The following is a 22845-nucleotide window of genomic DNA, read 5'->3' on the forward strand; positions in this document are numbered from 1 at the left end:
CCGCCATTTGTATCGAGCCCGATAACCATGAGTTTGTTGAAATACTGCCCGCAATGCGCCACAGCCCTGGCCGATCAGGAGGTCGCCGGCCGGCGGCGCCGTGCCTGTCCGGACAAGACCTGTGGCTATGTACACTGGGATAATCCACTGCCGGTGGTCGCCGCGCTCATCGAGTACGAAGACCGCGTGCTGCTGGCGCGCAACGCGGCTTGGCCGGAAGACATGTTCGCGCTGATCACCGGCTTTCTAGAGCGCGACGAGACGCCGGAGGACGGCATCCGGCGCGAAATCAGGGAAGAGACCAACCTCGAGGTGAATGCGTTGACGCTGCTGGGCGTGTATGAATTCATGCGCAAGAATGAGCTGATCATTGCCTATCATGCGCGTTGCGAGGGCCAGGTCGCGCTATCCGAGGAGTTGGCCGATTATCGCCTGATCGCGCCGCACCGCCTGCGCCCATGGCGAGCGGGTACCGGACACGCGGTGGCCGAGTGGATGCGGCGCCGCGGCTTGCCGTTCGAATACGTGGATTCGCCGCGCCTGCCGGCTGCCGAGGCGTAGTGTGGCGTGGCTGGAGTAATATCTGGTGGATCGGGTCGCGCATCACGCGGCCGCATGAATGGGACCGTACCATGGAGTTTCAACGAGAAGTCGACGCACGGGGCTTGAATTGCCCGTTGCCGATTTTGCGCGCCAAGAAGGCGCTGGCCGACATGCAGAGCGGAGAAATACTGCGGGTGATGGCAACCGACCCGGGTTCCGCGCGCGATTTCGCCGCGTTTGCCAAGCAGACCGGCAATGAGCTGGTGGAGTCGCGCGAGGAAGACAAGACGTTTTACTTCCTGATGCGCCGGCGATAGCCCGGGCAAGCGCGTAAAAAAAGCCGGCGCCATCGAGTGCCGGCTTTTTCATGCGGGGCGCGCCGCGTTATTTGAGTTGCACTTGCTTCAAATACGCAGTGAATTCATCCTTGACTTCCTCGTGGCGCAGCGCGAATTCGACAGTCGCCTTGAGATAGCCCAGCTTGCTGCCGCAATCGTAACGCGTGCCGTGATAGCGGTATGCCAACACCTGCTCTTCCTGCAACAGCGACTGAATCGCGTCGGTCAATTGAATCTCGCCTCCCGCACCCGGCTTCAGATTGCGGATGTGCTTGAAGATCGCGGGACGCAGCACATAGCGGCCGACCACGCCCAGATTGGACGGCGCGTCCTCGGGAGCGGGCTTCTCGACGATGCCCGAGAGCATGTAGAGATGGTCTTCCCACTCCTTGCCTTCGATCACGCCGTACGAGCGGCTCTGTTCGCGCGGGATTTCCTCGACTCCCAGCACCGAGCTGTGGAAGTGATTGAACACATCGACCATTTGCTTGAGCACCGGCGGGTCGCCGTCGAGCAGGTCGTCGGCCAGAATGACCGCGAACGGCTCGTCGCCGACCAGTTTCTGCGCGCACAGGACGGCATGGCCCAGACCGAGCGCTTCGGGTTGGCGCACGTAGAAGCAGTCGACATTGGCCGGCTTGATCGAGCGCACGACATTGAGCAGCGCCAGCTTGTGCTTTGCCTCGAGTTCGGCCTCGAGTTCGTAGGCTTTGTCGAAATGATCCTCGATGGCGCGCTTGTTGCGGCCGGTGACGAAGATCATTTCCGTGATACCGGCCGCCACGGCTTCCTCGACGGCATACTGGATCAGGGGTTTATCGACGATCGGCAGCATTTCCTTCGGGCTCGCCTTGGTGGCCGGCAGAAAGCGGGTGCCCAGACCGGCGACCGGAAAGACGGCTTTGGTGACTTGCATTGACATATTCTCCTGGTCAGCCGCAAAAATTTCGTGCGGCGTCTAAACCATGCCGCAGTGCCGCGGGCACCGCGGCGGCGCGAGGCGCGTTCATTTTGCAATGACCCGCGCGTCGATTCAAGCCGGCAGGCGCGCCAGCTGGGCCTGCAATTTGAGCAGCGTCGCCTCGAAATCCTGCAGGCGCTGGCGCTCGAGCGAAATGACCGCCTCGGGCGCCTTGGCGACGAAGCTCTCGTTGCCGAGCTTGCCCTGACACTTGGCGACTTCATCGCTCAAACGCTTGATTTCCTTGCCAAGGCGCGCACGCTCGGCGCCGACGTCGATTTCCACCTTGAGCGCCAGCCTGTTGCTGCCGACGATGGCGATCGGCGCGCCCGGCGCCTGGGCGTCGAGCGTGCTGTCATCGGCCAGCACCTGGACTTCGGAGAGTTTGGCCAGCGTTTGCAGATACGGCGCGATCGAAATCAGGAACGCGGTATCGCCGGCGGCCAGCAACGGCACGCGCTGAGCGGGCGACAGACTCATCTCGCCACGCAGATTGCGGCATGCGTCGACGACCGCCTTGAGTTGCTGCATCCATGCCTCGTCGGCTTCGTCGATCTTGCCCGGCTCGGCGATCGGGAATGGCTGCACCATGATGCTGGCCTCGCCCGGCGCCGCCTCGGACGGGTAGCGTCCGGCCAGCGGAGCAACCTTTTGCCAGAGCGCTTCAGTAATGAACGGGATGATCGGATGGGCCAGGCGCAGCGTGGTTTCCAGCACGCGCAGCAGGGTTCGGCGGGTCGCACGTTGCTGTGCGGGCGTGCCGTGCTGCAGTTGCCATTTGGCCAGTTCGACATACCAGTCGCAGTATTCGTCCCAGACGAATTTATAGATGGCGCTGGCGATGTTGTCGAAGCGATAGTCGGCGAACCCTTTGGCCACGTCCATTTCGACTCGCTGTAGCAGCGATACGATCCAGCGGTCGGCGCGCGAGAAGTCGAGTTGACCCTCGGGGCCGCAGTCGTGGTTGCACGGCGCCAGCCCGCAATCGTGGCCTTCGCAGTTCATCAGCACGAAGCGCGTGGCATTCCACAACTTGTTGCAGAAATTTCGGTAGCCTTCGCAGCGCGCGAGGTCGAAATTGATGTTGCGGCCGAGCGTGGCCATCGAGGCGAACGTGAAGCGCAGCGCATCGGTGCCGAACGCGCCGATGCCGGCGGGGAATTCCTTGCGGGTTTTCTTCTCGATGGTGGCGGCCTGCTTGGGATTCATCAGGCCGGTGGTGCGCTTGGCGACCAGGGCGTCTAGATCGATGCCGTCGACGAGGTCGATAGGATCGAGCGTGTTGCCCTTGGATTTGGACATCTTCTGGCCTTCGGCGTCACGCACCAGGCCGTGCACGTAGACCGTATGGAACGGCACCTGGCCGGTGAAGTGCGTGGTCATCATGACCATGCGCGCGACCCAGAAGAAGATGATGTCGAAACCGGTGACGAGCACCGACGACGGCAGGAAATGCCGCATTTCCGGCGTTTGCTCGGGCCAGCCTAGCGAAGAGAACGGCACCAGCGCTGAAGAGAACCAGGTATCGAGCACATCGGCATCTCGCGTGAGCGCGCCGTTGTAGCCACTGGCTTTGGCCTGGTCACGGGCCTCCTCCTCGCTGCGGGCGACAAAGATTTGCCCGTCGTCGCCATACCAGGCGGGAATCTGGTGGCCCCACCAGAGTTGGCGGGAGATACACCAGTCCTGGATGTTTTCCAGCCATTGGTAATAGGTGGTGGTCCAGTTTTCCGGCACGAATTTGATCTGGCCGTCGCGTACCACGTCGAGCGCGGTCTCGGCGATCGACTTGCCGGGCGTGAAGGTCCCGGCCGGCGCGGGCTTGCTCATGGCGACGAACCATTGATCGGTGAGCATCGGCTCGATCACCGCGCCGGTGCGGTCGCCGCGCGGCACCATGAGTTTGTGCTTGTTGACCGAAGCCAGCAGGCCGGCCGCGTCGAGATCGGCGACGATCTGCTTGCGCGCTTCGTAGCGATCCATGCCGCGGTATTTCTCCGGCGCATGTTCGTTGATTTTGGCGTCCAGCGTGAGGATGCTGATCAGCGGCAGATGGTGGCGCTGGCCAACCGCGTAGTCGTTGAAATCGTGGGCTGGGGTAACTTTCACGCAGCCGGTGCCGAATTCACGGTCGACGTAGTCGTCGGCGATGATCGGGATCTCGCGTCCGCACAGCGGCAACACCACGGACTGGCCGATCAGATGCCGGTAACGCTCGTCGTCCGGATGCACCATGACGGCGGAGTCGCCGAGCATGGTCTCGGGGCGGGTCGTCGCCACCGTGAGATGGCCCGCGCCGCTGGCCAGCGGGTAGCGGATGTGCCACATATGGCCTTCTTCCTCCTCGCTGACGACTTCCAGGTCGGACACGGCGGTGAGCAGTTTCGGATCCCAGTTGACCAGCCGTTTGCCGCGGTAGATCAGGCCCTGCTCGTACAGCCGGACGAACACCTCCCGCACCGCGCGGGACATTTTGTCGTCCATCGTGAAATATTCGCGGCTCCAGTCGATCGAGGCGCCCAGGCGTCGAATCTGGCGCGTGATCGACGAGCCCGACTGTTCTTTCCAGGCCCAGACGCGCTCGACGAACTTTTCGCGCCCCAAGTCGTGGCGCGACACGCCCTGTGCGTCCAGTTGGCGCTCCACCACGATCTGGGTGGCGATCCCGGCATGATCGGTGCCGGGTACCCACAGGGTATTGGCGCCTTTCATCCGGTAATAGCGGGCCAGGCCGTCCATGATGGTCTGGTTGAAGGCGTGGCCCATATGCAGGGTGCCGGTGACGTTTGGCGGTGGCAGCTGGATGCTGAAATCTTCCTTGCCCGCGTCGAGCGTCGGGTGGGCATACCCGCGCTGTTCCCAGATGGGGCCCCAATGGGCCTCGATGTCGTGTGGTTCGAAGCTTTTGGCTAGCGTGGTGTCGCTCATGGGTAGAAGTCGGGGATTTGTGCGGTAAACAAATAATTATAAGAGATAGCCAGTGCGGCAGCGCTTTATAATCGTGCCTGATGTGTTTTACTCCGTCCTTTTCCCCTGCCGACCCTCATGCCCGATCTGCTTGCCAACCTGAACCCCGAACAACTGGCCGCCGTGACGTTGCCCGACGAGCCAGCCCTGATCCTGGCGGGGGCGGGCAGCGGCAAGACCCGTGTCCTGACCACCCGCATCGCCTGGCTGCTGCAGAACGGGCGCGTGAGTCCGGCCGGCGTGCTGGCAGTGACGTTTACCAACAAGGCGGCCAAGGAAATGCAGGCGCGCCTGTCCGCGCTGCTGCCGATCAATACCCGCGGCATGTGGATCGGCACTTTTCACGGTCTGTGCAACCGCTTGCTGCGGGCGCATTATCACGACGCCGGGCTGCCCCAGACGTTTCAAATTCTCGATTCCCAGGACCAGTTGTCGGCCATCAAGCGCCTGCTCAAGGCGTTGAATGTCGACGACGAGAAATATCCACCCAAGAACCTGCAGTATTTCATCAACAACGCGAAAGAACAGGGTTTGCGCTCCGGGCAGGTGGAGGCCAACGACGCGTTCAACCGCAAGTTCGTCGAGCTCTATGCCGCTTACGAAGCGCAGTGCCTGCGTGAGGGGGTGGTCGACTTCGCCGAATTGCTGCTGCGCTGCTACGAGTTGCTGCAGCATAACGAGCCGCTGCGCGCGCATTACCAGGCGCGTTTCAGGCACATCCTGGTCGATGAATTCCAGGACACCAATCGCCTGCAGTACGCATGGCTGAAGCTGCTGGCCGGGCAGCACAATGCGATTTTCGCGGTCGGCGACGACGATCAGAGCATCTATGCGTTTCGTGGCGCGAACGTCGGCAATATGGCCGATTTCGAGCGCGAATTTCACGTGCGGCATTTGATCAAGCTCGAACAGAACTATCGCTCGCACGGCAATATTCTCGATGCGGCCAATGCGCTGATCGCCCACAACGCACATCGCCTCGGCAAGAATTTGCGTACCGACGCCGGTCACGGCGAGCCGGTGCGCGTCTTTGAAGCCGCGACCGACCTCCAGGAAGCCAACTGGCTGGTCGAGGAGATCAAGGCGCTGATCAATCAGGGCGCGGCGCGCCAGGATGTGGCCGTGCTATATCGGAGCAACGCCCAGTCGCGCGTGCTCGAGCATGCGCTGGTCGGCGCCGGCATTCCTTATCGGGTGTATGGCGGGTTGCGCTTTTTCGAGCGGCAGGAGGTCAAGCACGCGTTGGCCTACTTGCGACTGATGGAAAATCCGCGGGACGACACGGCGTTCGCCCGCGTGGTCAATTTCCCGGCGCGCGGAATCGGCGCCCGCTCTCTGGAGCAGCTCGCGGATGCCGCTCGCCTGTATAACTGCGCGATGTTCGAGGCGGTACCCTACATGACGGGCAAGGCCGGCAGCAACCTGGGTGCCTTTGTAAAGTTGATCGAGCAAATGCGTGCTGAGACCCGGCAATTGACGTTGCCCGAGACCGTCGAATACGTTATTGATGGCAGCGGGCTCAATACCCACTACCAGACCGAGCGGGAGGGGCAGGATCGGCTGGAAAACCTGCAGGAACTGGTGCACGCGGCGGCGGCCTTCGTCAGTGAGGAGGGCTACGGCCTGGACGCGCCGGCGCGCGTGCTCGCCGTACGCAGCGCGGCGCAGGCACTGCCCGGAGCGGATGGCGAGGGGGGCGGCACTGTGGTCGATGCCGATACGCCGATTGAAATGACGCCGTTGGCGGGCTTTCTCTCGCATGCGTCGCTCGAGGCGGGCGACAATCAGGCCGAAGCCGGCCAGGACGCAGTTCAGTTGATGACGGTGCATTCGGCCAAGGGGCTCGAGTTCGCCGCCGTGTTTGTTACCGGCCTGGAGGAAGGGCTTTTTCCGCACGAAAACAGTGCGATGGAGCAGGACGGGCTCGAAGAGGAGCGCCGCCTGATGTATGTGGCCATCACCCGTGCGAAGGAACGACTCTATCTGTCGTTTACGCAAAGCCGCATGCTGCACGGCCAGACTCGCTACAACGTGCGCTCGCGCTTTTTCGAGGAGTTGCCGGAGGGCGTATTGAAGTGGCTGACGCCGCGGGTCGCCGCAGGCTCGCGCTGGACCGGCAACGACACTGCCTGGGGCCGCAACTGGTTTGCCAGGCCGCAAGCACCGGCGCAGCCCGAGGCGTGGGCCGCGACTCCGGGCGACGTGGCACTGGCGCAGCGCTCGCGCGCGGCCGAGGCCGGCTTTCGGGTGGGGCAAGGCGTATTCCACACCAAGTTCGGCGAAGGCATTATCGTCGGGCTGGAGGGCAGCGGCGCCGATGCGCGAGCCCAGGTCAAGTTCGGGCGCCACGGCACGAAATGGTTGGCCCTCTCGGTGGCCAAGCTGCAGGCGATTGAATGATCCGGGCGCGGGCCGGGATGGCTCGAGCGCCAGCGTGGCTTATAAGCCGATGGTAGGCGGGGTGACGTTCTTCTCGTCGATCGCGCCGATTTCCTGGACGCCGAAACATCCCCGATAGGTCGCGTAAAACGAGCAATACAGCACGGCCGTGAGCAGGATCGAGAACGGCATCAGGATGATGCTGGCGAATTTTCCGATGCCCAGCGCGGTGAACAGCAACACCATGGCCAGCGGCACGAGTGTGGCGATCGTGCCGGTCAACAAGGCATAGGTAATGAACGCCCCCCGATTGCGCCAGCATGCGACCCAACTGAAGAACAGCGCCTTGACCGGCGGCAGATCGTGCCAGGCGACCAGCACGGGGGCGAACCAGAACACCATGGCGACGGGAATATAAGCGATGGCCGCGATCAGCATCGCTCCCGACAGATTGGTGGTCTCGAAGGCGCTATCGTCGAGACGGCCGCCGAAGAGCATGAACTTGAAAAGTTCGCCGCCGTCCATGATTGCCGAGACCGCGAATACGAGGGCCACCGCCACGATGTAGCAGACGCCCAGCGCAATCAGCCGCCGCGCTACCGAACGGCCGTGTGAGCGAAATCCGGCAAGCAGGATAGTCGGGTAAGCGGGCTTGTTCTTGATGACGTCGCGGCAAGCTGCCATGAAACCCACCGACAGGCCGGGAATGAACAGCAACGGCAGCACCGCCCCCACGAACGGGAGCAGCGAAATGGCCATCATGGCGAACAAGTAGGCGAACAGCAGCGTCAGGAACGTGAGAGGGCTTTTGCGAAAGAGCCAAAGGCCTTGGCGCAGCCACACGTAACCGGTTTTGGGCGAGACTTCTAGCAGTTGCATAGATCGAGGAAAGGGTTATTGCGGCCAAGGCACGGCCGGTGCGCCAATGCGCTGGCGCAGAATTCGCTCAAAGTGGCCCGGATCGTGGGGTTTTAGCATTTCCGCAGCACGCGGCAGGTGGTAATCATACAGGCGTGAGAGCCAGAAGCGCAGCGCTCCGGCGCGCAGCATCGCCCGCCAGCACGTGGCTTCGGCCGGGCCCAGGGGGCGCACCGCGTGATAAGCCTCGAGCAGCGCCAGGCAGCGCGTGGCATCGATCTGGCCGGATGCCGGTTCGCTGCACCAATCGTTGACGGTGACGGCAATATCGAACAGCCACTTGTCGCAGCCGGCGAAGTAGAAATCGAAAAATCCGCCCAGGCGATCGGTCGTTCCGTTTTTCGGATCGCCGTCGACGAACAGCACGTTGTCGCGGAACAGATCGCAATGGCACGGGCCTTGCGGTAAGCCGAGGTAGTCAGCCGAGGCAAAGACCTGCTCCTGGTAGTCCATTTCCGTACGCAGCAGCACGCTTTCCTGCTCGCTCAGGAACGGCAACACCGCCGGCACCGCCTGGCGCCACCACGGCAAGCTGCGCAAATTCGGCTGAAAGTATGCGTAGTCCTGGCCGGCCAGGTGCAAACGCGCCAGCATGTCGCCAACCTGCGCGCAGTGCAGCTCTGTTGGCTGCAGGTGCGAGCGGCCGGCCAATTTGGTGACGATGGCTGCCGGCTTGCCGCACAGTTCGCCGAGCAGTTTGCCGCGCTCATCGGGCACAGGGTCGGGCACAGGAATGCCATGACCGGCGAGGTGCTGCATCAGGTTGAGATAAAAAGGTAATTGCTCAGCCGTCAGGTTCTCGAACAGCGTGAGAACAAACTCGCCCCGTTCGGTGGTGAGAAAGTAGTTGGTGTTTTCGATCCCGGAGGAGATGCCGCGAAAATCCAGAACCTGCCCCAGCGCATAGTTTTGCAGCCAGTTGTTGAGTTGGTCGCGAGTGACGGAAGTAAAGACGGCCATGCAAGCAATGTCGAGGTCAAACAAGCATTCCGAGGCCGGCGCGACGCGCCATGCTGCCCCGGGTGGGTCGCGGCCTGCTGGACCAGGCCAGCGGAAGGAGCGCGGTCAGAATTTCAATCCGACGGATGGCAGACGCTGATCCTGTGAGTTGTTGTCGCGGATCTTGGGCGAGCTGTCCAGCGGTTGGGCCATATGATAGTTGGTGCCGAAGCCGGAGTGAACGTCGATTTCCGGCAGTTTGCCGCGATCGCGGTATTCGGTGACGCTCGTGCCGTCCTTGTCCCGGGTATAAAAGCTCGGCTTGCGATCCTGATTCAAGTCGACGGTGGCATGGCTGGACGCCGCCGCGGTGGCTTGCTGCACCCGTTGAGCCTCTGTGATGTGAGGTTGAGCAAGGGCAGGCAGCGCGGCGAGGGCCAGCGCGCCGAGGCCGATCGACACAAAGAGCGGTTTCATGTTTTTTCTCCGGGTTTATGCTGAGTATTCTAGCAAATGCAGCGCGGCGAAACCTGCCGTGGCGCTACGTCGGCGCCGGTTCGGGCAGGGGCATTGACGCCGGTTCTCCGCGCCTTCGGGAGCATTGCGCAAGGCGCGGGGCGGGTGGGGAGCCGTTTATAGGTAGAACATTTTGTCGCTGGCTTGCGGCTCGGCTTCCGTGTGGTCGTCGTAAAAATCGAAAACCGCCCGAAGAATGGCGTCGGGATCGTCGAGTACCGTAACGAGATCCAGATCGTGCGGCCCGATCAGGCCCATCGGCAGCATCGTGCTGCGACACCAGTCGAGCAGGCCTTGCCAGAATTCGCTGCCCACCAGGATGATCGGTACGTGCCGCGATTTTTGCGTTTGGATCAGCGTCATCACTTCCGAGAGTTCGTCGAGCGTGCCAAAGCCGCCGGGCATGATGATGAAGGCGTCCGAATTCTTGACGAAGGTGACCTTGCGTGTGAAAAAGTGACGAAAACGCAGGGAAATGTCCTGGTATTGGTTGCCTTTTTGCTCGTGCGGCAATTCGATATTCAGTCCAACCGTGGGCGAGGCGCCGCCGTGCGCGCCCTTGTTCGCCGCTTCCATGATGCCAGGGCCACCGCCGGAGATCACGGCGAAGCCCGCATCGGAGAATTTGCGGGCGATCGACATGGTCAATTTGTAGTAGGGCGACTTCGCTTTGATGCGGGCGCTGCCATAGATGCTCACCGCTGGCCGAATCTCGGATAGGTATTCGGCCGCCTCGATGAACTCTGCCATAATCGTGAACATCTGCCACGATGCGCGAGCCTTCTTTGCTGTGGCCCGCTCATGGTCTGCGAGCATGCGCAGACTCGGGATTACTTTTCTTCTCTTGGTCATATGTCGGAACAAAACTACTTGAAGGGTAAGACTCTTTTATTGGTCGATGGTTCGAGTTATCTCTACCGAGCCTACCACGCCCTTCCCGATTTGCGAGGCCCGACCGGGGAGCCGACCGGCGCCGTCTACGGCATCGTGAATATGCTGCGGCGCTTACGCAAGGACGTTCATGCAGAGTATAGCGCTTGTGTGTTCGACGCCAAGGGCAAGACTTTCCGGGATGACTGGTATCCGCAGTACAAGGCCAACCGCCCATCGATGCCCGAGGATCTGGCCCGCCAGATCGAACCAATCCACGAGGCCGTGCGCGCCCTCGGGTGGCCGCTGTTGATGATCGATGGCGTAGAGGCCGACGACGTGATCGGCACGTTGGCTCGGCGGGCCGCCGCCGCTGGCATGCGCGTGGTGATTTCCACCGGCGACAAGGACTTGGCCCAACTGGTCGACGATCAGGTCACGCTGGTCAACACAATGAGCAACGAAACGCTCGACCCGGCTGCCGTGACCGCCAAATTCGGCGTGCCGCCAGAGCTCATCGTCGATTATCTGACGCTGATGGGCGATACCGTGGACAACGTGCCCGGTGTGTCGAAAGTCGGACCTAAGACAGCCGCCAAGTGGCTCGCCCAATATGGCACGCTGGATAACCTGATCGCTCATGCGGAGGAGATCAAGGGGGCGGTCGGCAACAATCTTCGGGAGGCACTGTCGTGGCTGCCGACGGGGCGCAAGCTGGTCACCGTGGTGACGGACTGCGATCTGAACCCGCATGTGGAATCCATTGAAGCCTCGCTGCCGGCGCAGCCCGAGCAACGTGACCAGTTGCGATCATTTTTCAAGCGCCACGGCTTCAAAACCTGGTTGCGCGAAGTCGAGGCGGGTGACGGCGATGCCGGCGACGGTGACGCGGATGTCGTCGGCGCGAGTCCGAGCGAGGGGCGGGGGGAACTGCCGCGCGATTACGAGGCGGTGGTCGATTGGCCGACTTTCGATGCCTGGCTGAAAAAAATCGAAACCGCAGAGCTGACCGCGTTCGATACCGAGACGACGTCACTGGATGCCTTGCAGGCGAAAATCGTCGGACTGTCGGTATCCGTGGCGCCGGGGCACGCTGCTTACGTACCGCTCGCACACCGTGCGCCCGGGGGGGAAGCGCAGTTGCCGCGAGACCAGGTGTTGGCCCGGCTAAAGCCCTGGCTGGAGAGCGACGCGCACAAAAAGGTAGGACAGCATTTGAAGTACGACACGCATGTTCTGGCCAATCAGGGCATTACGCTGCGTGGCGTGGCGCACGACACGCTGCTCGAATCCTACGTGCTGGAGTCGCATCGCTCGCACGATATGGACAGCCTGGCCGAGCGGCACCTGGGCGTCAAGACGATCAAATACGAAGACGTGTGTGGCAAGGGCGCGGGGCAAATCGGCTTCGACGAGGTGCCCATCGAGCGCGCGACCGAATACGCGGCCGAGGACGCCGATATCACGCTGCGCCTGCATTACGTGCTCTATCCAGATATCGAGCGTGCGCCGGGCCTGCACTATGTCTACGAGAAGATCGAGCTGCCGGTGGCGCGTGTGCTGGGCGTCATCGAGCGCAACGGCGTGCTGATCGACAGCGCGCTGCTCGTCAAGCAAAGCCATGAACTTGGTAACCGGATGATCGAGCTCGAAGCCGAAGCGCACAAGCTCGCCGGACAACCGTTCAACTTGAACTCACCCAAGCAGATCGGCGAGATTTTCTTCCAGCAACTCAAGTTGCCGGTAGTGAAAAAAACCGCCAGCGGTGCGCCATCGACCGACGAAGAAGTGCTGCAAAAGCTGGCGGAAGATTATCCGTTGCCCAAAGTGCTGCTCGATTATCGCGGCCTGTCCAAGCTGAAGTCGACGTACACGGACAAATTGCCCAAGATGGTGAATCCGGCAACCGGCCGCGTCCACACCAATTATGCGCAGGCCGTGGCGGTGACCGGCCGCCTGGCGTCGAACGACCCGAACCTGCAGAACATTCCGGTACGCACCGGCGAGGGCCGCAGAATTCGCGAGGCCTTTATCGCGCCGCCCGGGCGCAGCATCGTGTCGGCGGATTACTCGCAAATCGAGTTGCGCATCATGGCGCATATTTCGGGCGACGAGCGTCTGACACGTGCGTTCACCGACGGCGAGGATATTCACCGGGCCACTGCGGCGGAAATTTTTGGCGTGAGCCCGCAGGATGTATCGAGCGAGCAGCGCCGCCATGCCAAGGTCGTCAATTTCGGCCTGATCTACGGCATGAGCGCGTTTGGCCTGGCGGCCAGCCTGGGTATCGAGCGCGACGCCGCCAAGCATTACATCGATCGCTATTTCATGCGCTACCCCGGTGTTGCCAACTATATGGAGCAGACCCGCAAGAGCGCCAAAGAGCATGGCTATGTGGAAACCGTCTTTGGACGCCGCCTGTGGTTGCCGGAGATCAACGGCGGTAACGGCCCGCGCCGGCAGGCGGCGGAGCGCGCGGCGATCAACGCGCCGATGCAGGGCACCGCGGCGGACCTGATCAAGCTATCGATGATTGCCGTGCAGGACTGGCTCGAACGCGACCGACTGGCGACGCTGATGATCATGCAGGTTCACGACGAACTGGTGTTGGAAGTCCCCGATACGGAATTGGCCGTGGTGCGCAAAAAATTACCGGAGCTCATGTGCTCCGTGGCGAAACTCAAGGTCCCGCTGGTCGCCGAAGTCGGCGTGGGCCGCAACTGGGAAGAGGCTCATTGAAGCGGTTGGGTCGATGAACCCGATAAGGGTTATGCGCCCGCCGGTATGTCGCTGCGTCCGACTTGCGGTAATTTGCGCGCAGCATACAACATTTATGCACATACTATAGCTGGGGAGGCTATGTGAGCCTGCATCGTATCGTTGTCGTGGGTGGCGGCGCCGGGGGCCTGGAGTTGGTGACTCGCCTGGGCAACAAGCTCGGACGCTCGGGCAAGGCGCGCATTATTCTGGTCGACCGGTATCCGACCCATATCTGGAAGCCGTTGCTGCACGAGGTGGCGGCCGGCAGCATGGACCCATTCGCCCATCAGCTGGAGTACGCCGCGCAGGCGCGTTGGCATGGCTTCGAGTTTCAGCAGGGGGAACTGATCGGGCTCGACCGCTTGGCGAAAACCATCACGTTGGCCGCCCTTCCGGCCGGCAAGGACGACGGCATTGGCGATTTGCTGCCGCAACGCGCGATCGGATACGACACGCTGGTGTTGGCAATCGGCAGTACCACGCACTTTTTCGGCGTGCCGGGCGCGCAGGAGCACGCCATTGCACTTGACACCGCCGAGCAGGCGGAGAGATTTCGCCGCAGGCTGATCGCGGCCTGCATGCGCGCGCAGCATTGCGTCGAGTCTGATCCAGCGGCTGCGAGCGCTGGCCAGCCCGAGCCGGCGCCTCGGCAGGTGCACATTGCCATCGTCGGCGCCGGCGCGACCGGGGTCGAACTCTCCGCCGAATTGCGCAATACCGCGCAGGTCCTGAGCAGCTATGGGTTGCACCGACTGGATCCGCACAACGATATCCGGATTACCTTGATCGAGGCAGGGCCACGCATTCTGCCGGCCCTGTCGGAGCGCGTGGCCACGGTCACGGCCGGGTTGCTGGGCAAGCTCAATGTAGAGATCTCGGCCGGCGATCCGGTTAGCCAGGTTCGAACCGATCAGGTGGTCACCGCCAGCGGGCGCGTCATCCCGGCCGACCTGACGGTCTGGGCGGCCGGCATCAAGGCCCCGCAGATTCTGGCCGAACTTGGTGGCTTGTCGGTTAATCGCCAAAATCAGATCCAGGTGGGCGCAACGCTGCAAAGTGCGACGGACCCCGACATTTTCGCTTTCGGCGATTGCGCGAGCTGCGCCTGGCCCGAGCGCGGCAGCGTGGTGCCGCCGCGCGCTCAGGCAGCCCACCAGCAAGCCAGTTTCCTGTTCGGGGCGCTGCAACGTCGCCTGGCGGGCCAGCCATTGCCGGCGTTCCATTACCGCGATTTCGGCTCGTTGGTCTCCCTGGGCCGCTTCAGCGCGGTCGGCAATTTGATGGGCGGCCTGATTGGCGGGAGCATGTTTATCGAAGGGCTGATGGCCCGGTTGATGTACACGTCACTGTATCGGATGCACGTAATGGCATTGCACGGATGGTCGCGCATGGTGCTCGATACGATCGCGCACCGCCTGCGGCGCACGACGCTGCCGCGCGTCAAGCTGCATTGACCGCGGCAACGGCTGGGCGGGCCGGCGAAATCGCCGGCCCGCCCAGCCTGGTCAGGGTTTCGGCCCCGTGGCCACCGGGCGCGATCGGTTGGCGCACCATTCGCTCCACGAGCCGGGATAGACGCTTGCGCCATGCAGCCCGGCAACTTCCATCGCCAGTGCGTTGTGGCAGGCGGTGACGCCTGATCCACATTGCAGGATGACGCGTTCGGGCAGGGTGTCGTTCAGCACCAGAGCAAATTCCGCGCGCAGCGTCGCAGCCGATTTGAAACGGCCATCGGTACCGAGGTTATCCTTGAAGAACCGATTGAGCGCACCGGGTATATGGCCACCGACAGGATCGAGCGTTTCATTCTCACCGCGATAGCGGTCCGGTGCACGGGCATCGACAACCAGTCTTTCATGCGTGGCGAGGTTGCGTTCGACGGCCTCGACGTCCGCCGTGGTCGCGAGCGGATCGCCAGGAGTGAAATCCCCGGGCGGCGGTGGTTCCGGTGGGTCGGCTGAGAGCGGCAGCCCTGCGGCTTCCCACGCTTGCAGGCCGCCGTCGAGCACGGCGACCGATTCATGGCCCAGCCAGCGCAGTAGCCACCAAAGACGTGCCGCATATGCGCCGCCCTGAGCATCGTAGGCGACGACCTGCTGGCCTCGCGAGACGCCGCAATCGGCCAGATGACGGACCAACGTGTCGCGGTCCGGCAATGGATGTCTTCCATTCTTGCCGGTCACCTTGCCGGACATGTCGCGCTCGAGGTGCATGTAGAAGGCGCCGAAGATATGACCGTCGACATAGGCTGCTTCGCCTGCCGCCGGATTGGCCAGATCGAAACGGCAATCGAACACGGTGAGCGTTGGGCCGGCATCGGCCGCGTTGATCAGTGCGTCGAGATTTTGCGCGCTGATGAGCGTGGTGAAATGTGTATGGACCATGATGTCTCCGGGAGCGCATGACCAAACGGCCGGCGCCGATTGGCGCGACCCGGTCATGCCGTTCAATGGCGTGACTGCTGCATCGGCCGGTCGAGCACTGCGCATCGATTGCCTGCAGCCACCCCGCTTCCTAGTGTAGCGAAGATTCCGCCCGATATTGTGAAAAGGCATTCGTGGGATGGGCTGACCGACCGGCGGCGGCGACGCGAACGGCAAAAGCAAAACGGCGGACCGAAGTCCGCCGCGTTCTGTGGGTTTGTACGTGAGATCGGGCGGCTATAAATCGCCGAGCTGGCGGCGCAGAAATTCGTGAAAATGCTGCATGCCGTCTTCCATGGGGCTCTGGTAGGGGCCTGTCTCGGACACGCCGCGATCGAGCAGAATACGGCGACCGGCGTCCATGCGCTCGGCGATTTCGTCGTCTTCGCGCGCCGTCTCCATGTAGGCGGCGCGTTCTGCCTCGACGAACTCACGCTCGAACAGTGTGATTTCCTCCGGATAGTAGAACTCGACGACATTCGTGGTTTTTTGCGGCCCGCGCGGAATGAGCCACGATACCACGAGGACGTGGGGATACCATTCGATCATCAGGTTCGGATAGTAGACCATCCAGATCGCCCCGAAATCCGGAGCTTTGCCCTCGCGATAACGCAGCAGCATGTCGTGCCACTGGCGATAAATCGGACTGCCGGGCTTGGTTAGCCCCTGATGCACGCCCACGGTTTGCACGCTGTACCAATCGCCAAACTCCCAGCGCAGGTCGTCGCACGATACAAAGCTGCCCAGACCGGGATGGAATGGCACGACGTGGTAATCCTCGAGATAGACCTCGATGAAGGTTTTCCAGTTGTAATTGCATTCGTGCATCTCGACGTGATCGAACATATAGTCCGTGAAGTCGAGGTGGTGTGCAACGCCCAGCCTGGCCAGATCGGATTGCACGTTCCGGCCTTCGGCCTCGAACAGCAATCCGTTCCAGCGCTGTAACGGGAATTTGTTGAGGTTAAGGCAGGGGTTTTCCGGGAAATGCGGAGCCCCCAGCAGCTCACCCCGGGTATCGTACGTCCAGCGATGCAGCGGGCAAACGATGTTACGGGCGGTGCCCCGGCCGTTAAGCATCAGCGCCTGGCGATGGCGGCATACGTTGGAGAGCAGCTCGATCCCCCGATCGTTACGCACGAGCAAACGCCCTTCCTGTTCTGCGGGAAGAGCGAAGTAATTGCCGGTTTCCGGCACCATCAATTCGTGTCCGACGTAACGCGGACCGCGTTTAAACAACATTTCGACCTCGCGCGCCAGAAGCGCTTCGTCGAAATAGCTATATACCGGTAACTGACTGTGCGCGGGCTTGAATTGCAACGCGCTGCTCAGATTGGACATTCCCACTCCCGTCGAAAGCTTGAAAGCAGTGAACAACCCAACCATCGAAGAATCGATTTAGGGAAACCCGTAATTATACCGGCAGATATACGGAAAATCGTGCATTGATACGGAAATTCGTCGGTTTCTGCTGCGTTTTGCCGCCGGCCCCCAGTCCTGGCGTCGCTTGCGCGCCACGACTGAAGGGCCGGTCGCCGCAAATGTGGGCGGGCTTTGCGTTGCGGTGCGCGACTCAGATCGCACATTGCCGCGCCTGACGACAGTTCGGTTGCGAGAAATCCGGCTGCCGGGGCGTCGATCGAGTGGAAACCCGCGTTTGTCGTGAGAAAAAAGGCGGAAAATCGTGGTCTTCGGCTACAGAGTCTCGCGAGCGTTCAGCTCTGGCGCGGCTGGCGCGCCGAGGCACAGATGCCGGCGCCTGGTATTACATATATTGAAGATGTTCTCTTCTAATGTGTTGAGCAGCGCCGCCGTGGTACCCCGGCGACGATGGTCCAACCCGCTGACGCTTGCCGGTAAAGCGATGCGTGGCAGGCGCAAACGCCCTGGTTCGGTAAAACCGTGCTGGTGATCGGTCTTTGCGGATTGAGTGACATATGTCAAACTGGTCTGCGGTTGCCGCCGCTTTGCCGTAAAATGGAATATTCGATCCGAATTTTTAGATCCATGGCGAAGACCGTGACATCGACGGAAGCACAGCCGTCCGAGGCTCCCCCCAGTTATGAGGCGGCTCTGGCCGAGCTCGAGCAACTGGTGGGGCGCATGGAAAGCGGCGAGTTGGGGCTGGAGGCCTCCCTGACGGCGTATCGGCGCGGCGCGGAACTGGTGAAATACTGTCAGGGAATGCTGGCACGCGTCGAGCAGCAGGTGAAAGTCCTCGAAAACGATACTCTCGAACCGCTCGATACCGCGCCGGCGGATGAATAGAACAGATCAATGACGTCAACAGATGATTTTTCCGCCTGGACCAAGGCGGTCCAGGCGCGTACCGAAGCCGCGCTCGATCGGTGGTTGCCCTCGGCAGGAATGCACCCCACTCGCCTGCACGAAGCGATGCGCTATGCCGTGCTGGGCGGCGGCAAGCGTGTCAGGCCGCTGCTCTGCCATGCGGCCGGCGAGCTGATGCAGGCGTTGCCTGAAGTGCTCGATCGCGCGGCTTGCTCACTCGAGATGGTGCACGCGTATTCGCTGGTGCACGATGATTTGCCCTGCATGGACGACGATGCGTTACGCCGCGGCAAGCCCACAGTGCATGTGCAGTATGACGAGGCGACCGCATTGCTGGTGGGCGACGCATTGCTGACCCAGGCGTTCATCCTGCTGAGCGAGCCGGTGCCGGCATTGGCCGCGGGGCAGACTGCCGCGCTGGTTCACGAGCTGGCGTTGGCGAGCGGTTCGCTGGGTATGGCCGGCGGCCAGGCAATCGATCTGGAGAGCGTTGGAAAGCGGCTCACGCGAGATCAGCTCGAGATGATGCATCGGATGAAGACCGGCGCGCTGCTGCGCGCCTCGGTGCGTATGGGCGCGGGCTGCGGCCGCGCGCTGGTCGACGACGAGGCGGTGGCGCTCGACGCCTACGCCAGCGCCATCGGCCTGGCCTTTCAGGTGGTCGACGACATCCTCGACGCAACCACCGATTCAGCCACGCTGGGCAAGACCGCGGGCAAAGATGCGGCCAACGACAAGCCGACTTATGTGTCGCTGTTGGGGCTGGCCGATGCCAGGGTGCTCGCCGAAGATTTGCGGCGTGATGCTCATGCCGCAATACGCGGATTCGGTTCCGCGGCGGCCCGCCTGCGGTCGCTGGCTGACCTGGTGGTTGATCGGATCAACTGATCATGCCCGACAGAATCGGCGAGGTGTTGGCAACCCGCTCAATATGGAACGACGATGTACGAACTACTGAAAACCATTGATGATCCGGTAGCGCTGCGCCAGCTCGAGCGCCGCCAACTCGCTCCCCTGGCCGAGGAGTTGCGCGCTTTCGTGCTGGAGAGCGTGTCGCGCACGGGCGGGCACCTGTCGTCCAATCTTGGCACGGTGGAGTTGACGATCGCCTTGCATTATGTGTTCAACACGCCGGAAGACCGCATCGTTTGGGACGTTGGGCATCAGAGCTACCCGCACAAGATTCTGACCGGACGCCGCGAGGGCATGAAAACGCTGCGCCAGCTCGACGGCATCTCGGGATTTCCGCGCCGCAGCGAGTCGGTCTACGACACGTTCGGCACCGCGCACTCCAGCACGTCGATTTCGGCGGCACTCGGTATGGCGCTCGGCTCCAAGGCTCAGGGCAAGTCGAATTTCAGCATCGCGGTGATCGGTGACGGTGCAATGACCGCCGGTATGGTGTTCGAGGCCATGAACAATGCCGGCGTCTACGACGATTTGCCGTTGATCGTGATCCTGAACGATAACGATATGTCGATTTCTCCGCCGGTCGGGGCACTCAACCGCTATCTGGCGCGGCTGATGTCCGGCCAGTTCTACGCCGCGGCAAAAAAGGGCGTGGAGCGGGTCTTGAGCGTGGCGCCGCCGGTACTCGAATTGGCGCGCAAACTCGAGGAGCACGCCAAGGGATTGATGGTGCCGGCCACCCTGTTCGAGGAATTCGGCTTCAATTACATCGGTCCGATCGACGGACACGATCTGGATTCGCTGATTCCAACGCTGCAAAACATCAAACACCTGAAAGGCCCGCAATTCCTGCACGTCGTGACGCGCAAGGGGTACGGTTACAAGCTGGCCGAGGCCGATCCGGTGTTGTACCACGGCCCGGGTAAATTCAATCCGGCCGAAGGCATCAAGCCTTCGACCGGCGGCAAGAAGACCTATACGCAGGTGTTCGGCGACTGGCTGTGCGACATGGCTGCCAAGGATGAGCGTCTGATGGGCATCACGCCGGCAATGCGTGAAGGCTCGGGCATGGTTGAGTTCGAACGGCGTTTTCCGGATCGCTATTTCGACGTCGGCATCGCCGAGCAACATGCGGTTACTTTTGCCGGTGGCTTGGCGACGGAGGGCATGAAGCCCGTTGTCGCGATTTACTCGACCTTCCTGCAGCGCGCATACGATCAGTTGATTCACGATATCGCATTGCAAAATTTACCGGTTGTTTTCGCGCTTGATCGCGCTGGCCTGGTTGGCGCGGACGGTGCCACGCATGCGGGCGCCTACGATATCGCGTATCTGCGCTGCATCCCGAACATGGTCGTGATGACTCCGTCCGACGAAAACGAATGCCGGCAGATGTTGTACACCGCTTTCCTGCAGGACGGACCCGCGGCCGTGCGCTATCCGCGTGGAGCTGGGATCGGAGTGGCCGTCGCCCAGGAAATGACTGCCGTGCCGCTCGGCAAGGGAGAAGTTCGCCGCACCTCGTCGGCGCCCAAGGGACGGCGAGTGGCGATCATGGCGTTCGGCAGCATGCTGGCGCCGGCGCTGGCGGCTGCCGAGGCGCTCGACGCGACAGTGGCGAATATGCGCTTTGTGAAACCCATCGACGCCGAACTGGTGCGGCGTCTGGCCGACGAGCACGACTATCTGGTCACGGTCGAAGAGGGGTGCGTCATGGGCGGGGCTGGGTCGGCCTGCGCGGAATCCCTGCTTGAGGATGGGGTTAATCGTCCCATACTACAATTGGGCCTGCCTGATAAGTTCATCGATCACGGGGATCCGGCGCAATTGCTCGCCATGTGCGGGCTGAACGCCGCCGGTATCACCCAGTCAATCGTTGCGCGTTTCAAACTGACCGGCGTGAAGCCGCTTGAAAAGACGGACGGCGTGACCAAGTTGGTGGCTTGACGAGTCTGTCGCCGACTGAGCCGAGGCTCGTATTGTCGCCATTGCTTGTTTAAGCCAGAAGGTTTTTAGCCCGCGGCATTTGTCTGGCAAGGCAATCCGTGTGCTAAAGGAAAAATACAGATGAATCAGATGAACCCCGCTTTCGTGATGCCCGACGTGCAAAGCAGCGTCGATACGCGCCAGATCCCGATCCAACGAGTCGGCGTGCGCGCGGTGCGTCATCCGCTTACGCTCAGAACGCCGGACGGTCAGGCGCAAACGACCGTCGGCGTGTTCAATATGGACGTTCATCTGCCGGCCGAGCAAAAAGGTACACATATGTCGCGCTTCGTGGCGTTGCTCGAGGAGCGCAAAACACCGCTCGACCTCGCCGGTTTCCGCAGCATGCTGGCTGGCATGCTGGAGAAACTGGAAGCGACGGCAGGGCGTATCGAAGTCATTTTTCCGTATTTCATCACCAAGACGGCGCCGATTTCCGGCGTGCAAAGCCTGATGGATTACGAGGTGGCGCTGGTCGGCGAATTGCGTGACGGGGTTGCACGCTGCTGGCTGAAAGTGCTGGTGCCGGTCACCAGTCTGTGCCCGTGCTCGAAGAAGATTTCCGACTACGGCGCGCACAATCAGCGCTCGCATGTGACGATTACCGCCGAACTGGCGGGTGACATCAGCGTCGAGGAAATCGTGCGCATGGCCGAGGAAGAAGCATCGTGCGAATTGTGGGGATTGCTCAAACGTCCGGACGAGAAGTTTGTCACCGAACGCGCTTACGATAATCCGAAGTTTGTCGAGGATCTGGTGCGCGACGTGGCGCGCCGCCTGAACGACGAGCCGCGCATCGTGGCGTACGTGCTTGAAGCCGAGAACTTCGAGTCGATCCACAACCATAGCGCCTATGCAGTCATCGAGCGGGACAAGCGTATTGACGCATGATCCTGTTGACCGGCAGGGTCGCCATCACATGAAAAACCGCCTCGTCGAGAGGCGGTTTTTTTGTGGGCGCAAGACGGTTTGGCGTGAGGCCGACAGCCTCACGTCAGCATGACGTCGGCCAGATCCCAGCGAGGGCGCACGGTGTACTCGTAGCGCGTGTCGGCGGTTTGGGGCCAGTGTTTGAGCCGCATGGCACCGGCAAAGGCAATCATCGCACCATTGTCGGTGCAAAACGCCAGTTCGGGATAATGCACGCGATAGCCTCGTTGTCGGGCAGCGCTGTTCAGCGCCTCGCGCAGCTGGCTATTGGCGCCCACGCCGCCGGCCACGACCAGCGTCTTCAAGTGCGTTTGCTTCAGGGCCGCCAGCGACTTCGCCACCAGCACCTCGACGATGGCGTCGACAAACGCGCGCGCCAGATCGGCCTTGTATTGATCACAAATATTGGTGCCGGCGTTGCGCACCTGGGTCAGTACGGCAGTCTTCAGACCGCTGAAGCTGAAGTCGAGGTTGCCCGAGTGCAGCATGGGGCGGGGCAGTTTGTATTGCCCTGGGATGCCGAATTCCGCCATGCGCGAGATGGCCGGCCCGCCGGGATAGCTCAGTCCCAGCAGTTTGGCGGTTTTGTCGAACGCCTCGCCTGCAGCGTCGTCGAGCGTCTCGCCGAGAATCCTGTAATGGGCGAAGCCGTCGACTTCCATCAACTGGGTATGGCCGCCCGAGACCAGCAGCGCGACAAATGGAAAAGCCGGTGGGTCGGCCGACAGCAGCGGCGAGAGCAAGTGGCCCTCCAGGTGATGGACGGGAACCACGGGGATATCCAGTGCAAAAGCCAGCGCATTGGCCAGGCTGGCGCCAACGAGCAAGGCGCCAGCCAGGCCGGGGCCTTGTGTATAAGCGATGGCGTCGATGTCCTGGCGCGTCTTGGCTGCCTCCAGTAATACCTGATCGAGTAGCGGCAAGGCGCGGCGGATGTGGTCGCGCGAGGCGAGTTCCGGCACAACGCCGCCATATTCCTGGTGCATGGCAATCTGTGAGTGCAGGGCGTGGGAGAGCAGCCCCGCCTCAGTGTCGTACAAGGCAAGCCCGGTCTCGTCGCAGGAACTCTCGATACCCAACACCAGCATAGCTACGGCCAATCAGAAGAGGAAGGTCA

At 61.9% G+C, this 22845-nt stretch carries 18 protein-coding genes; 9 read left to right on the plus strand and 9 right to left on the minus strand.

From position 1 onward, the window contains the following. Window positions 1-21 precede the first annotated feature (21 nt). A complete protein-coding gene (locus EPN80_RS01460) occupies window positions 22-561 on the plus strand; it encodes an NUDIX domain-containing protein (RefSeq protein WP_293022813.1) in 540 nt (179 codons plus the stop codon). Between the two features lie 71 nt (window positions 562-632). Continuing rightward, complete coding sequence (locus EPN80_RS01465; protein ID WP_047214450.1) at window positions 633-860, plus strand: sulfurtransferase TusA family protein; 228 nt, start codon at window positions 633-635, stop codon at window positions 858-860. Between the two features lie 67 nt (window positions 861-927). Here the strand turns inward: EPN80_RS01465 and galU are convergent, their stop codons facing one another. Further along, on the minus strand, window positions 928-1803 hold the full coding sequence (gene galU, locus EPN80_RS01470) for a UTP--glucose-1-phosphate uridylyltransferase GalU (RefSeq protein WP_293022736.1): 876 nt from the start codon (window positions 1801-1803) through the stop codon (window positions 928-930). A 111-nt stretch (window positions 1804-1914) separates the two neighbouring features. Continuing rightward, window positions 1915-4770: a valine--tRNA ligase gene (locus tag EPN80_RS01475; RefSeq protein ID WP_293022739.1), complete on the minus strand. Its 2856-nt coding sequence runs from the start codon at window positions 4768-4770 to the stop codon at window positions 1915-1917. 117 nt (window positions 4771-4887) lie between these two features. On the opposite strand from EPN80_RS01475, the gene EPN80_RS01480 reads away from it, so the two are divergent. Then, window positions 4888-7209 (plus strand): UvrD-helicase domain-containing protein, encoded by a 2322-nt coding sequence (locus EPN80_RS01480; RefSeq protein WP_293022742.1) that lies wholly within the window; start codon window positions 4888-4890, stop codon window positions 7207-7209. Window positions 7210-7248: 39 nt separating this feature from the next. Here EPN80_RS01480 and EPN80_RS01485 read toward each other — a convergent pair whose 3' ends face one another. From EPN80_RS01485 to EPN80_RS01500, 4 genes are all read right to left on the minus strand, one after another. After that, a complete protein-coding gene (locus tag EPN80_RS01485; protein WP_293022745.1) occupies window positions 7249-8067 on the minus strand; it encodes a BPSS1780 family membrane protein in 819 nt (272 codons plus the stop codon). Between the two features lie 15 nt (window positions 8068-8082). After that, window positions 8083-9066 (minus strand): homoserine kinase, encoded by a 984-nt coding sequence (locus EPN80_RS01490; protein ID WP_293022747.1) that lies wholly within the window; start codon window positions 9064-9066, stop codon window positions 8083-8085. 105 nt (window positions 9067-9171) lie between these two features. Then, window positions 9172-9522 carry a hypothetical protein gene (locus tag EPN80_RS01495; RefSeq protein ID WP_293022749.1) on the minus strand — a complete coding sequence of 117 codons (351 nt, stop codon included), beginning with the start codon at window positions 9520-9522 and terminating at the stop codon, window positions 9172-9174. Window positions 9523-9678: 156 nt separating this feature from the next. Beyond that, the gene (locus tag EPN80_RS01500; RefSeq protein WP_293022752.1) at window positions 9679-10413 is read right to left on the minus strand and encodes a TIGR00730 family Rossman fold protein; all 735 of its coding nucleotides are present in this window, start codon (window positions 10411-10413) and stop codon (window positions 9679-9681) included. On the opposite strand from EPN80_RS01500, the gene polA reads away from it, so the two are divergent. Together polA and EPN80_RS01510 are read left to right on the plus strand one after the other, a co-directional pair. Beyond that, complete coding sequence (gene polA / locus EPN80_RS01505; RefSeq protein ID WP_293022756.1) at window positions 10414-13170, plus strand: DNA polymerase I; 2757 nt, start codon at window positions 10414-10416, stop codon at window positions 13168-13170. It abuts the gene before it with no gap. 128 nt (window positions 13171-13298) lie between these two features. After that, window positions 13299-14645: an NAD(P)/FAD-dependent oxidoreductase gene (locus EPN80_RS01510; protein WP_293022816.1), complete on the plus strand. Its 1347-nt coding sequence runs from the start codon at window positions 13299-13301 to the stop codon at window positions 14643-14645. A gap of 51 nt (window positions 14646-14696) precedes the next feature. Here EPN80_RS01510 and EPN80_RS01515 read toward each other — a convergent pair whose 3' ends face one another. Beyond that, a complete protein-coding gene (locus EPN80_RS01515) occupies window positions 14697-15575 on the minus strand; it encodes a sulfurtransferase (RefSeq protein ID WP_293022759.1) in 879 nt (292 codons plus the stop codon). A 276-nt stretch (window positions 15576-15851) separates the two neighbouring features. Beyond that, window positions 15852-16955 carry an aromatic ring-hydroxylating dioxygenase subunit alpha gene (locus EPN80_RS01520; RefSeq protein WP_293022762.1) on the minus strand — a complete coding sequence of 368 codons (1104 nt, stop codon included), beginning with the start codon at window positions 16953-16955 and terminating at the stop codon, window positions 15852-15854. Between the two features lie 666 nt (window positions 16956-17621). On the opposite strand from EPN80_RS01520, the gene EPN80_RS01525 reads away from it, so the two are divergent. From EPN80_RS01525 to folE2, 4 genes are all read left to right on the plus strand, one after another. Continuing rightward, entirely contained in the window at window positions 17622-17882 is a 261-nt protein-coding gene (locus EPN80_RS01525; RefSeq protein ID WP_293022765.1) for an exodeoxyribonuclease VII small subunit, read from the plus strand. A 9-nt stretch (window positions 17883-17891) separates the two neighbouring features. After that, window positions 17892-18791 carry a polyprenyl synthetase family protein gene (locus tag EPN80_RS01530; RefSeq protein ID WP_293022768.1) on the plus strand — a complete coding sequence of 300 codons (900 nt, stop codon included), beginning with the start codon at window positions 17892-17894 and terminating at the stop codon, window positions 18789-18791. A gap of 54 nt (window positions 18792-18845) precedes the next feature. Beyond that, window positions 18846-20759, plus strand: a complete 1914-nt coding sequence (dxs, locus tag EPN80_RS01535) for a 1-deoxy-D-xylulose-5-phosphate synthase (protein ID WP_293022771.1) — start codon at window positions 18846-18848, stop codon at window positions 20757-20759. Between the two features lie 120 nt (window positions 20760-20879). Beyond that, window positions 20880-21689 (plus strand): GTP cyclohydrolase FolE2, encoded by an 810-nt coding sequence (gene folE2, locus EPN80_RS01540; protein ID WP_293022774.1) that lies wholly within the window; start codon window positions 20880-20882, stop codon window positions 21687-21689. A gap of 98 nt (window positions 21690-21787) precedes the next feature. On the opposite strand, the gene tsaD is transcribed toward folE2, so the two are convergent. After that, window positions 21788-22816 (minus strand): tRNA (adenosine(37)-N6)-threonylcarbamoyltransferase complex transferase subunit TsaD, encoded by a 1029-nt coding sequence (gene tsaD / locus EPN80_RS01545; RefSeq protein ID WP_293022777.1) that lies wholly within the window; start codon window positions 22814-22816, stop codon window positions 21788-21790. Between the last annotated feature and the right edge of the window lie 29 nt (window positions 22817-22845).

This window comes from Pandoraea sp. (assembly GCF_004297875.1).
In the GTDB taxonomy this organism is placed as follows: Bacteria; Pseudomonadota; Gammaproteobacteria; order Burkholderiales; family Burkholderiaceae; genus Pandoraea.

What these genes read in the sequence shown, in the direction of transcription:
- EPN80_RS01495 (WP_293022749.1), bottom strand. Translation starts at nt 9,522, where the DNA reads ATGAAACCGCTCTTTGTGTCGATCGGCCTCGGCGCGCTGGCCCTCGCC.
- EPN80_RS01500 (WP_293022752.1), bottom strand. Translation starts at nt 10,413, where the DNA reads ATGACCAAGAGAAGAAAAGTAATCCCGAGTCTGCGCATGCTCGCAGAC.
- EPN80_RS01475 (WP_293022739.1), bottom strand. Translation starts at nt 4,770, where the DNA reads ATGAGCGACACCACGCTAGCCAAAAGCTTCGAACCACACGACATCGAG.
- EPN80_RS01520 (WP_293022762.1), bottom strand. Translation starts at nt 16,955, where the DNA reads ATGTCCAATCTGAGCAGCGCGTTGCAATTCAAGCCCGCGCACAGTCAG.
- EPN80_RS01525 (WP_293022765.1), top strand. Translation starts at nt 17,622, where the DNA reads ATGGCGAAGACCGTGACATCGACGGAAGCACAGCCGTCCGAGGCTCCC.
- dxs (WP_293022771.1), top strand. Translation starts at nt 18,846, where the DNA reads ATGTACGAACTACTGAAAACCATTGATGATCCGGTAGCGCTGCGCCAG.
- galU (WP_293022736.1), bottom strand. Translation starts at nt 1,803, where the DNA reads ATGTCAATGCAAGTCACCAAAGCCGTCTTTCCGGTCGCCGGTCTGGGC.
- EPN80_RS01490 (WP_293022747.1), bottom strand. Translation starts at nt 9,066, where the DNA reads ATGGCCGTCTTTACTTCCGTCACTCGCGACCAACTCAACAACTGGCTG.
- EPN80_RS01515 (WP_293022759.1), bottom strand. Translation starts at nt 15,575, where the DNA reads ATGGTCCATACACATTTCACCACGCTCATCAGCGCGCAAAATCTCGAC.
- EPN80_RS01465 (WP_047214450.1), top strand. Translation starts at nt 633, where the DNA reads ATGGAGTTTCAACGAGAAGTCGACGCACGGGGCTTGAATTGCCCGTTG.
- folE2 (WP_293022774.1), top strand. Translation starts at nt 20,880, where the DNA reads ATGAATCAGATGAACCCCGCTTTCGTGATGCCCGACGTGCAAAGCAGC.
- EPN80_RS01530 (WP_293022768.1), top strand. Translation starts at nt 17,892, where the DNA reads ATGACGTCAACAGATGATTTTTCCGCCTGGACCAAGGCGGTCCAGGCG.
- tsaD (WP_293022777.1), bottom strand. Translation starts at nt 22,816, where the DNA reads ATGCTGGTGTTGGGTATCGAGAGTTCCTGCGACGAGACCGGGCTTGCC.
- polA (WP_293022756.1), top strand. Translation starts at nt 10,414, where the DNA reads ATGTCGGAACAAAACTACTTGAAGGGTAAGACTCTTTTATTGGTCGAT.
- EPN80_RS01485 (WP_293022745.1), bottom strand. Translation starts at nt 8,067, where the DNA reads ATGCAACTGCTAGAAGTCTCGCCCAAAACCGGTTACGTGTGGCTGCGC.
- EPN80_RS01480 (WP_293022742.1), top strand. Translation starts at nt 4,888, where the DNA reads ATGCCCGATCTGCTTGCCAACCTGAACCCCGAACAACTGGCCGCCGTG.